The sequence below is a fragment of the Streptomyces atriruber genome (assembly GCF_001418325.1).
GTDB classification, from domain to species: domain Bacteria; phylum Actinomycetota; class Actinomycetes; order Streptomycetales; family Streptomycetaceae; genus Streptomyces; species Streptomyces atriruber.
On sequence record NZ_LIPN01000111.1, the window covers coordinates 23,372 to 33,531 of the forward strand.

General features: G+C 69.7%; 12 protein-coding genes. 10 read left to right on the top strand and 2 right to left on the bottom strand.

The genetic code is table 11. The features are described 5' to 3' along the window. Positions 1 to 120: 120 nt before the first annotated feature. The 9 genes from AOK03_RS13260 to AOK03_RS43970 all read left to right on the top strand — a co-directional run bounded on the left by AOK03_RS13260 (position 121) and on the right by AOK03_RS43970 (position 7,882). Positions 121 to 1,080, top strand: coding sequence for an NAD-dependent epimerase/dehydratase family protein (locus AOK03_RS13260; RefSeq protein WP_055565432.1), 960 nt, complete (start codon positions 121 to 123; stop codon positions 1,078 to 1,080). Between the two features lie 12 nt (positions 1,081 to 1,092). After that, on the top strand, positions 1,093 to 1,587 hold the full coding sequence (locus AOK03_RS13265) for a flavin reductase family protein (protein WP_055565433.1): 495 nt from the start codon (positions 1,093 to 1,095) through the stop codon (positions 1,585 to 1,587). 119 nt (positions 1,588 to 1,706) lie between these two features. Beyond that, positions 1,707 to 2,453 (top strand): AfsR/SARP family transcriptional regulator, encoded by a 747-nt coding sequence (locus AOK03_RS13270; RefSeq protein WP_279616318.1) that lies wholly within the window; start codon positions 1,707 to 1,709, stop codon positions 2,451 to 2,453. Positions 2,454 to 2,641: 188 nt separating this feature from the next. After that, the gene (locus AOK03_RS13275; protein WP_055565435.1) at positions 2,642 to 3,943 is read left to right on the top strand and encodes a sugar ABC transporter substrate-binding protein; all 1,302 of its coding nucleotides are present in this window, start codon (positions 2,642 to 2,644) and stop codon (positions 3,941 to 3,943) included. Between the two features lie 34 nt (positions 3,944 to 3,977). After that, a complete protein-coding gene (locus AOK03_RS13280; protein ID WP_055565436.1) occupies positions 3,978 to 4,970 on the top strand; it encodes a carbohydrate ABC transporter permease in 993 nt (330 codons plus the stop codon). Beyond that, complete coding sequence (locus AOK03_RS13285) at positions 4,967 to 5,800, top strand: carbohydrate ABC transporter permease (protein WP_055565437.1); 834 nt, start codon at positions 4,967 to 4,969, stop codon at positions 5,798 to 5,800. The genes AOK03_RS13280 and AOK03_RS13285 overlap by 4 nt, the downstream gene beginning before the upstream one ends. 161 nt (positions 5,801 to 5,961) lie before the next feature. Next, the gene (locus AOK03_RS13290; RefSeq protein ID WP_055565438.1) at positions 5,962 to 6,189 is read left to right on the top strand and encodes a hypothetical protein; all 228 of its coding nucleotides are present in this window, start codon (positions 5,962 to 5,964) and stop codon (positions 6,187 to 6,189) included. 22 nt (positions 6,190 to 6,211) lie between these two features. After that, positions 6,212 to 7,315, top strand: coding sequence for a hypothetical protein (locus AOK03_RS13295; RefSeq protein ID WP_055565439.1), 1,104 nt, complete (start codon positions 6,212 to 6,214; stop codon positions 7,313 to 7,315). 210 nt (positions 7,316 to 7,525) lie between these two features. After that, the gene (locus AOK03_RS43970; protein ID WP_055565440.1) at positions 7,526 to 7,882 is read left to right on the top strand and encodes a hypothetical protein; all 357 of its coding nucleotides are present in this window, start codon (positions 7,526 to 7,528) and stop codon (positions 7,880 to 7,882) included. A gap of 13 nt (positions 7,883 to 7,895) precedes the next feature. On the opposite strand, the gene AOK03_RS13305 is transcribed toward AOK03_RS43970, so the two are convergent. After that, entirely contained in the window at positions 7,896 to 8,651 is a 756-nt protein-coding gene (locus AOK03_RS13305; protein WP_055565441.1) for an SDR family NAD(P)-dependent oxidoreductase, read from the bottom strand. Between the two features lie 81 nt (positions 8,652 to 8,732). Between AOK03_RS13305 and AOK03_RS13310 the strand changes: the two genes are divergently transcribed. Next, positions 8,733 to 9,476: a VWA domain-containing protein gene (locus AOK03_RS13310; protein WP_055565442.1), complete on the top strand. Its 744-nt coding sequence runs from the start codon at positions 8,733 to 8,735 to the stop codon at positions 9,474 to 9,476. On the opposite strand, the gene AOK03_RS13315 is transcribed toward AOK03_RS13310, so the two are convergent. Then, the coding region (locus AOK03_RS13315) for a tyrosine-protein phosphatase (RefSeq protein ID WP_055565443.1) at positions 9,473 to 10,160 on the bottom strand (688 nt) is incomplete at its 5' end. The two genes, AOK03_RS13310 and AOK03_RS13315, sit on opposite strands and share 4 nt — an antisense overlap.

The following is a 10,160-nucleotide window of genomic DNA, read 5'->3' on the forward strand; positions in this document are numbered from 1 at the left end:
GTGCGTGCCGAGGTCGCCGGGGCCGCGAACCGAGCCCGGCGAGCAGCCGTACGGGGGAGAGCCACTCAGGGTCGGTGCTGCTCTCCTGCGCTTCACGTCGACGAAGTCAAGGAGAGAGACATGCGCGTTCTGGTCGCCGGTGCCACTGGTGTCATCGGCCGACAGCTGACCGGTCTGCTGGCGGACAAGGGGCACGAGGTGATCGCTCTCGCCCGCAATCCGGAGCGCGCCGCCGCGTCGGGCAGCGGGGTGCGGGCGGTCCGCGCCGACGCCCTGGACGCGGACGGGCTGTCCGCGGCGGTCGTGCGGGCCGAGCCCGAGGCGGTCGTGAACCTCCTCACGGCGATCCCCAGGAAGGTCGACTCCCGCCGCCTCGACCGGGACTTCGCCGCGACGAACCTGCTGCGCACCCGGGGCACCCGCAACCTCGTCGAGGCGGCCAAGGCGGCGGGCGTCCAGCGCATGGTGGGCGAGAGCGTCGCCTTCGGGTACCGGCCCGCCCCCGACGGCGGTCTGCGGGACGAGACGTCCCCCCTGTGGACGACGGGACCGGAGCAATTCCGGCCCGTCGTCACGGCGTTGCGGGAACTGGAGGAGCGCACGACCGGTGAGGGCGGCACCGTCCTGCGCTTCGGTCACCTGTACGGACCCGGTTCCGCCTTCGACCGCGACGGGAACTTCACCCAGCAGGTCCGCAAGCGGATGCTGCCGCTGGTCGGCGAGGGCAACGCCGTCTTCTCCTTCGTCCACGCCCAGGACGCGGCCGCCGCCGTCCTCAAGGCCCTGGAAGGCGATCAGGACGTGGTGCGCGGCGCCACGTACAACATCGTCGACGACGACCCGGCGCCGGTGTCGACCTGGCTGCCGGAGCTCTCGCGCGTGCTCGGCGCGAAGGCGCCGATGCGCGTCCCCGTGTGGCTGGTGCGCCCGATGATCGGGTCCTACGGCGTGGCCTTCATGAACGAACTCCAGGGTGCGGACAACGGCCTGGCCGCCCGCGGACTCGGCTGGCAGCCGTCCCGCGCGAGCTGGCGCGAGGGGTTCGCCGCCGAACTCGGTGCGAGTACGACGAACCGTTAGGAAGGACGGCCGATGTTGGAGAAGCATCCTTTCCGCGACATACTCGGGCGGTTTGCCACGGGAGTGGTGCTGCTCACTCTGCAGCCGCCGCGCGGTGTTCCCATGGGCATGGCCGTGAATTCCTTCACCTCGGTCTCGCTCGAACCTCCGCTCATTTCCCTCTGTGTGCGCACGGGGTCGCCGACCCTGACCGCCCTCCTGCGGTCCGACGCATTCGCCGTCTCCATCCTCGGGGAACAGCACGAGGAGCTCTGCCGGTCGTTCAGCACCCCCGGCGCGGAGCGCTTCTCCGGGCGGGAGTGGGCCCGCACCCCCGCCGGTCACCCGGTGCCCGGCGACGCCCTCGCCTGGCTGGACTGCCGCGTTTCGGCCGTACACGCGGCCGGGGACCACGAACTCGTCGTCGCCGAGACGGTGGACGGTGACGCGGCGGAGCGGAATGCTCCGCTCGTATTTCACCGCGGACGTTTCACAAAACTCATATGTGAAAGTCCTGTCGGGAATTGACCCGCTGCTTCTGTTTTCTGTCAGAATTCAGTGTGCAAGGGTCCCGCCCCTGGGGGATGTGGGCGGGCCTGACGAAGGGTGTGTTGGCAATGCAATTCCAGGTTCTCGGATCGCTGGAAATGAATGACGGGGGTAAGTCATACATTCCTACGGCACCAAAACAACGTCAATTGCTCGCCCTGCTCCTGCTCAATTCCAACCGAGTGGTCCCCATCCAGACCTGCGTCAACGAGCTCTGGGGCGAGGATCCGCCGGACGCCGCCCGCGCCACGCTCCAGTCCCACATACTCCAGCTCCGGCACGCCCTCAAGAGCGTGCCCGGAGTGGGCAGCCTGCCGGCCGCGCGGAACATCCTGGAGACCCGGGACGGCGGCTATCTGTTCGTCACGCGTCCCGGTGATCTGGACACCGAGAAGTTCACCGGACTCCTGCGGACCGGCAAGGAACTCCTCAAGACGGACGACCGCAAGGCCTCCGATCTGCTGGCCGAGGCCCTGAACCTGTGGCGGGGCCCCGCGCTCGCGGACGTGCGGCACGGGCCGGTGCTGCGTCGGCACGTCGTCCATCTGGAGGAGGAGCGGGTCACGGCCCAGGAGCACCGGATCGACGCCGATCTGCGCCTCGGCCGGCACCGTGAACTCATCGGGGAGCTCAGTGCCTTGGCGGTCGAGCACCCGACGCGCGAGCACCTGCACGCCAAGCTGACCCTCGCCCTCTACCGCTCCGGGCGGCGGGTGCAGGCGCTCGACGTCCTGCAGCAGCTGCACCGCGCCCTGCGGCGGGACCTCGGTCTGGAGACCTCGCCCTGGGTGCACAACCTCCACCAGGCCGTTCTGGCCTCCAGCGCGTCGATCGACATGCCGTAGCCGGACAGATCTTCCGAAAACGACGCCCCATGCAACGGATGCGTTGCATGGGGCGCAATGGTATGAGCGTATGTTGCGTCAGTCGCAACCCTCATTACGGTTCGGCCGCTTATACCAATGGGTCTAGACCGCCTAGGTCAGGTGTGACCACAATCGCTCCCACCAATCGGAACCTGGAGGGGGCCGGCATGAATCGACGTGTCATCGCCGCTGGTTGTATCGCCATGAGTCTCGGACTGACCGCCACGGCGTGCGGTGGGGATGACGGCGACTCGGGCGACAAGGCCACCGACGGCAAGGGCAAGACCCTCACCGTGTGGATCATGGAGGGGACCAACCCCGACGCGCGGCCCTTCTTCGCGGAGGCCGAGAAGGCCTTCCACAAGAAGACCGGCGCCAAGATCAAGGTCGAGTACCAGCAGTGGGCCAGCGCCCAGAAGAAGTTCACGACCGCCATCGAGGGCGGCGAGGACCAGGTGCCCGACGTGGCGGAGGTCGGCACCACCTGGGTGCCGCAGTTCGCCGAGACCGACGCCCTGGTCGACGTCACCGACGAGGTGAAGAAGTCGGGCCTCAACGACGACCTCGTCGCGGGCCTCAAGGACGCGGGAACGCTCGACGGCAAGCAGTACGGCATGCCCTGGTACGCGGGCGTCCGCTCGATCGTCTACCGCAAGGACATCTTCGAGAAGCACGACCTGAAGCCCCCGACCACGTGGAAGGAGCTCCAGACGACCGCCAAGACGCTCAAGGAGAAGGAGCCGAAGCTCGTCTCCTTCCCGGTGGCGGGCGGCGCGGAGATGTTCGCGGCCCCCTTCGTCTGGGGCGCGGGCGGTGAACTCGCCACCGAGTCCGGCGGCAAGTGGAAGTCCGGCATCAACTCGCCGGAGGCCGTCAAGGGCATCGAGTTCTACACGGGTCTCGCCACCAAGGACAAGGTCTCCCCGGCCAAGGTGAACACCTGGACCGAGAAGGAGGTCGGCGACGCCTGGAACAAGGGCGAGATCGCCATGGCCATCGGCGGCAACTGGACACCGAAGGCCATCGTCGACGCCAACCCGGACCTCAAGGGCAAGCTCGGCGCGGTGCCGATCCCGGGCCAGAACGGCGGCATGAGCAAGTCCTTCCTCGGCGGCTCCTACCTGTCCACGTTCAACACGGACAAGAAGGACCTCGCCTGGGAGTTCGTGAAGCTGGTGACCACCGGTGAGTTCGCCGCCAAGTGGGCCGCGGAGACCAACTACTTCCCCGGCCAGAACTCCGAGCTGAAGAAGATCGAGGCGAAGAAGGACCCGCTGGTGGAGCCGTTCGCCAAGCAGATGCTCGAGGCCGGCGCGACCGTCCCGAAGACCAAGTCGTACGGCGAGATCCAGGCCTCCAAGGTCATTCCCGGCATGGTCCAGTCGATCCTGACCGGCAAGGCGTCCGTGCAGGAAGCCGCGGACAAGGCGGCCAAGGACATGGACGCGATCTTCGCCAAGGACGAGTAGACAAGGGCGAGTTCGGCACTGTGAAGGACTTACCGTGAAAGACACGCTCGTCAGCGAGGGGCCGAAGACGTCGGCCCCTCGCGGCCCCCGGAAGCCCGACGGCGCGGCCGAAGCGGCCCGCCGTCGCAAGAAACTCCTCACTCTCACCCGCCCCTGGCTCCTCCTCGCGCCCTCCCTGGTGGTCCTCGCGGGCCTGCTGCTGTGGCCGCTGATCCAGGTCGGCAAGCTCTCCATGCAGGACTACGAGGTCAAGTTCGGCGGCGGCGTCAGCACGTTCACCGGCTTCGACCACTACAGCGACCTGCTCTCCAGCGGCCTGCTGTGGAAGACGGTCCTGCCCAACACCGTCTTCTTCGCCTTCGCCTGCGTCGGCCTCACCGTCGCGCTCGGCACCCTCGTGGCGCTGCTGCTCAACCGCCTCGGCGCCACCTGGCGGATGATCTGCTCCATCGCGATCCTCGCCGCCTGGGCCATGCCGGCGGTGACGGGCACATACGTATGGATCTGGCTCTTCCAGCCGCAGGACGGCATGGTCAGCCAGATCGCGGGCTCCGTCGGCCTGATCGACCCGGAGACCACCAACTGGTTCACCGAGCGCGGCCCGTTCTACGCGATCGCCACGCTCAACGTCGTCCACCACGGCTTCCCGTTCGTGGCCATCACCGTCCTCGCGGGGCTCATGACGATCCCCAAGGAGCTCTACGAGGCCGGGGAGCTGGACGGCGCCAACGCCTGGCAGCGGTTCTGGAACATCACCGTGCCGACCATCAAGCCCGTCTTCCTCGTGGTGACCATCCTCTCCACGATCTGGGACTTCAAGGTCTTCACCCAGGTGTACCTGCAACCAGGCGGCGACGGCTCCAACGAAGAGGTCTACAACCTGGGCGTCTTCTCCTACATCCAGGCCTTCGCCAAGAACGACTACGGCACGGGCGCCGCGGCCGCGGTCCTGCTGACCGTGCTGCTCCTGGTCATCACCGTCGTCTACATCCGCACGCTGTTCCGACAGGGGGAGGAGGACCTGTGACCACCCGCCGCACCACTCTCGCCTCGCGCATCGGCCTGCCGGCCGCGGTCGTCGGGCTGCTCCTCTTCACCCTGTTCCCGGTCTACTGGATGGTCTCCACGGCGCTCGACCCGAAGGCGTCGCTGCGCGGCTCGGACGTCCTGCCGAGCGGCATCAGCCTCGAACACTTCGAGTTCGTCTTCGACAAGGGCAACTTCGGTACGTACCTGCTGAACTCGGCGGTCGTCGGCCTCGCCACGATCGTGGCGGCCGCGCTGCTCTCGCTCTTCGCCGCCATCGCGGTGGCGCGGTTCAAGTTCCGCTTCCGCACCTCCGTGCTGATCATGATCCTGATCGTGCAGATGGTGCCGCTGGAGGCGCTCGTCATCCCGCTCTTCATCCAGATGCGGGACTACGACATGCTCAACTCCCTGCTGGGCCTGAGCATCGTCTACATCGCCCTCTCGCTCCCCTTCGCCATCTGGACGCTGCGCGGCTTCGTCGCCACCGTGCCCAAGGAGGTCGAGGAGGCCGCGTACATCGACGGGGCGTCCTGGCCGCGGATGTTCTGGTCGGTGCTGCTCCCGCTGGTCGCGCCGGGGCTCGTCGCCACCTCGATCTTCGCCTTCATCACGGCGTGGAACGAGTTCGTGTTCGCGTACACGTTCATGAAGGGCAGCGACAAGTACACGGCCGCCGTCGGCATCTACCAGTTCTTCGGTGAGAACTCGACGGCCTGGGGCCCGGTCATGGCCAGCTCCACGCTGGTCACCGTGCCGGTGATGATCTTCTTCGTGATCGTGCACCGCAAGCTCGGTTCGGGCCTGGCGGCGGGTGCCGTCAAGGGCTGACGTTCAAGGGCCGACCGTTCACGGGGAGGCGTCCGGGTGCCGGGTCACGGCGCCCGGACGCCTCCCCGTCCGCCTTCCGCATCCACGTGTATTGACTAAAAGTCAATTCGGCGCCACTCTCTGGACGCGTACCCCGCAGCGGGTCACCCCTGGGAGGCGAAGTGAGCACCGGAACACGGGAGCAGCACGAGCGGCTCGGCGCCGAGCTGCGGGACCAACCACCCGAATCCTTCGGGCAGTTGGAGCCCCAGCAGCTGGCGGCGCTCGCCGACGCACTGGAGCGGCAGCGCGCGAGCCGGGCCGCCGGACTGAACGAAGCCGCCGAGGAGGCACTGAAGCTCGTGCCCGCCCTGGCCCGCGGCCCCGTCCGCCGCATTCTCTTCCGCTAGCCGAGACGAGCGAGGAGCCAGCATGGACAAGCTGCGCGGCAGGGCCGAGGCCCTCAAGATCGCCCACCTGCTCGACGTCGAACCCGACACGCTCGCCTTCCTGCAGGGCCTGCCCGTCGAGGACGTACGCCGCTTCCGCACCCAGACCGTCGCGGCCCTCTTCGACCGGGCGCCCGACATGCTCGACCGGATCGCGTCCGCCACCAGACTGGTGCCCGCCGGAGTCGCGGCCGCCATCTCCCAGAAGGCCCTCGGCCCGCGCCTGGCCGCCGCCGTCGCGGGGCGGCTCGAACCCGCGCGCGCCGCCGACATCATCGAGAAGCTGCCGGTGTCGTTCACCGCCCGGTCCTGCGCCCACCTCGACCCGCGCCGCATCGAGGGCATCGTGGGCCGGCTCGACGAGAACCTGGTCGTCCGCATCGCCGTCGCACTCGCCGAGCGCGGCGACCACCTCACGATGGGCCGCTTCGTCGGCCACCTCCCCGACTCCGCGCTGCGCCGCATCCTGCCGCAGGTCGACGACGCCGCCGTCCTCAGGACCGGCTTCGCGATCGACGTGCCCGAACGGCTCGGCCACATCATCGAGTTGATGGGCGAGGAACGGCTCGCCTCGGTCATCGCCTCCGCGTCCGCCGAAGGGCTGTGGCCCGAGGCGCTCGCCGTCGCCGGCATGGTCACCGGCGAGCAGCGCGGCCGCATCGCCTCGCTCACCGCGGGGCAGCCGCAGGACCGGCTCGACTCCCTCGTCACGACGGTGGCGGCGCAGGACCTGTGGGAGTCCCTGCTGCCGCTGGTCGCGCTGCTGGGCGAGGAGGAGCGGCGCACGGTGGCCGAACTGCCGTCGCTGCGGGGCGCGGACGTGCTCGCCGGGGTCGTGCGCGCGGTCGTCGCCACCGCCCTGTGGGCGGAGTTCCTGCCGCTCGTGGACGCCCTGCCCGCCGAGTCCCGCAAGGTCGTCGCCGACACGGCGGGCGCGCTGCCCGAGCCTGATCTGGACGCGCTGGCCCGGGAGGTCGACAAGCAGGACCTCTGGGAACTGGTCATGCCGCTCGTCGAGCTGATGGACGACGACGCGAAGACACGGATCTTCGCGCTGCCCGCGTTCCAGGACCAGGCCGGGGCGTAGCTCCGGGCCTGGCGGGAGGCGGGCGGCGGGTGGTCGGGCGGTAGCCCACACGGCGGAGGCAGGATCGATTCGGCGGCCCCGCGCGGGTGACGGCGCGCATGCGCGGGCCGCCGACGGGGGAGGGCGCAGCCGGGCCCGTCGACCCCCGACGGGCTGGGCCACCCCAGGCGCCGGACGTTCCACCCCGGCGCACGTACGGAAACGGAATCAATGCGCCTTCGCCACACCGTCGCAGCCGCTCTCGGCGCGCTCGCCCTCGTCGTCACCCTGCCGACCTCCGCGAGCGCCGCCACCGGCGACTTCTCCTACAAGTACGTCGGCCTCGACGGCACGCCGCAGTCGGTCACCCTCCACGACCCGGTGAGCCCCGGCTGCGTCACGCTCGCCGAGGTCGCCGACCCGGACGCCTCCGAGCCCGCGTTCGCCCCGCACAACGACACCGACGTCTGGGTGATGGTGTTCACCGAGCCGGACTGCACCGGTGACTCCTGGACGCTGCGCCCGCACGGGCACCCCGCCACGGACCGCCTCAAGCTGCGCTCGGTGTACCTGACCGACCGCCACTGAGCCGACCGGCCGGTCATCCCGTCGTCGACCCGCCGTCCACGGTGAACTCCGCCCCCGTGACGTACGACGACGCGTCCGACGCCAGGAACAGCACCAGCTCCCCGACCTCCTCCGGGCGGCCCATCCTGCCCAGCGGCAGATGGGACCAGTCCCGCCCGGCGGAGGCGGCGGAGATCATCGGGGTGTCGACCGCCCCCGGATGAACGGAGTTGACCCGCACCCGGTACTTCGCCAGGTCCAGCGCGGAGGAGCGGGTCAGCCCCCGCAGGCCGAACTTCGTCGACCCGTAGGCCGCGTGCCCCGGGATGCCGACCAGCCCCGCCGTCGACGAGACGTTCACGACCGAGCCGCCGCCCGCCTCCTTCAGCGCGGGCAGCACCGCCTGGATGCCCAGGAAGGGTCCCAGGAGATTGACCCGGACCAGGGCCTCGAAATTCTCGTACGTCTCGTCCTCCACGGACGCCGTCCGCCACAGCGCGGCATTGTTCACCAGGACGTCGAGCCGCCCGAAGGCACCGAGAGCCCCCGCCACGGCCGACGCCCAGCTCTCCGCGTCCGTGACGTCATGCCGTACGAACACCCCCTGCCCGCCGAGGGAACCGGCGACCTCGCGGCCCTCCTCCTCCCGCACGTCCGTCACCACGACCCGCGCCCCGGCCGCCGCGAAGAGCCGTGCCTCCGCCGCGCCCTGCCCGCGGCCCGCCCCCGTGATCAGGACGGTCCTGCCGTCCAGGCCGTACGAGACTTCTCGCGTCCCACGGAAGTTCATGCCACCCTCCGTACGTCGGTACGTGCCGAGTCGGCATGTGTCTAGCAGTCATATGTGCAAGGTGGAAGGGCGGGGCGGCACATGGGATCCGCGATCAGTCTGCGCAAGGTGGAGGACTCGGCACCGGCCCTGGTCAGCCTCTACAAGAGCGCCGGGGTGTCCCTGCGCAAACACGGCCTGGAGGGCGCGCGGGCGGCCGTCTACCTGGTCGTCGACTACTCCGGCTCCATGCGCCCCTACTACAAGGACGGCAGCGTCCAGGCCCTCGCCGACCGTGTCCTCGGCCTCTCCGCGCACCTGGACGACGACGGGGTCGTGCCCACCGTCTTCTTCTCGACGGACGTCGACGCGGTGACGGACATCGCGCTGGACAACCACCGCGGCCGGATCGACGACATCGTGGCCGGGCTCGGGCACATGGGCAGGACCAGCTACCACCTGGCGATGGACGCCGTCATCGACCACTACGTCGACAGCCGTGACCGGGGCACCACCGCGCCCGCCCTCGTCTTCTTCCAGACCGACGGGGGTCCCATCAACAAGCTCGCCGCCGAGCGCTATCTGTGCAAGGCGGCGAAGCTGCCCCTGTTCTGGCAGTTCATCGGCTTCGGCGACCCGAAGAGCAAGCAGTTCGACTATCTGCGCAAGCTCGACGAACTGGCCGTCCCCGCCCAGCGCCCCGTCGACAACGCGGGCTTCTTCCACGCGGGGGAGGACCCGCGGGCGGTGGCGGACGACCAGCTCTACGACAGGATGGTGGGGGAGTTCCCCGCGTGGCTCGCGGCGGCGCGGGCCCGCGGGATCGCTTCCCCCGCGGCCGGCTAGCCGACCATGCGCCCGCGCAGCTTCAGGATCGTGCCCGCGTCCAGGCCGAGCCCCCTGGTCAGATAGCCCTGGAAGCCGCCGTACCGCTGGGCGGCCTCCGCCAGCGCCGTGTCGAGGTAGTCCGCGCGGACCTCCTGGAGCGGGATGATCAGGTCCGGGTTCTGCATCAGCCCGCCCTGCTTGAGCGCCTCGCGGAGCTTCGCGTCGTACGCGGCCCGGTAGGTGTTGGAGGCCAGGTAGTCCCCGGCCGCGGTCCGCTCGGGCACGCCCACGAGGCGCAGCAGCAGATACGTGGTCCAGCCGGTGCGGTCCTTGCCCGAGGTGCAGTGGTAGAGCAGCGGCGAGCGGCTGTCGGCGACGTCGCGCAGGGTGGCCGCGAACTGCGCGCGGTTGCCGGAGTCGGTGACGAACGTGCGGTAGACGTCGCGCATGAACGCGGCCGCCTTGCCGTTGCCGAGCATCTCCTCCTGCTTGACCGGGTCCTTGGAGCCGATGGCGGTGAGGAGCTGGGTGAACAGGCCGTTGTCGGTGATGGGCCGGGAGGTGGGGGAGAGCCCGGCGGGCAGCCGGTCCGCCCCGTCGTACTGCACCTCGGCGGGCACCCGGAAGTCGATGACCTTCTTCAGGCCGAGCCCGGCGACCGTGCCGAGGTCGGCGTCGGTGAGCTTGCTGAGGCCGTCGGCG

Coding starts and splice junctions, on each gene's coding strand:
- AOK03_RS13260 (WP_055565432.1), top strand. CDS start 121: ATGCGCGTTCTGGTCGCCGGTGCCACTGGTGTCATCGGCCGACAGCTG.
- AOK03_RS13265 (WP_055565433.1), top strand. CDS start 1,093: ATGTTGGAGAAGCATCCTTTCCGCGACATACTCGGGCGGTTTGCCACG.
- AOK03_RS13270 (WP_279616318.1), top strand. CDS start 1,707: ATGAATGACGGGGGTAAGTCATACATTCCTACGGCACCAAAACAACGT.
- AOK03_RS13275 (WP_055565435.1), top strand. CDS start 2,642: ATGAATCGACGTGTCATCGCCGCTGGTTGTATCGCCATGAGTCTCGGA.
- AOK03_RS13295 (WP_055565439.1), top strand. CDS start 6,212: ATGGACAAGCTGCGCGGCAGGGCCGAGGCCCTCAAGATCGCCCACCTG.
- AOK03_RS43970 (WP_055565440.1), top strand. CDS start 7,526: ATGCGCCTTCGCCACACCGTCGCAGCCGCTCTCGGCGCGCTCGCCCTC.
- AOK03_RS13305 (WP_055565441.1), bottom strand. CDS start 8,651: ATGAACTTCCGTGGGACGCGAGAAGTCTCGTACGGCCTGGACGGCAGG.
- AOK03_RS13310 (WP_055565442.1), top strand. CDS start 8,733: ATGGGATCCGCGATCAGTCTGCGCAAGGTGGAGGACTCGGCACCGGCC.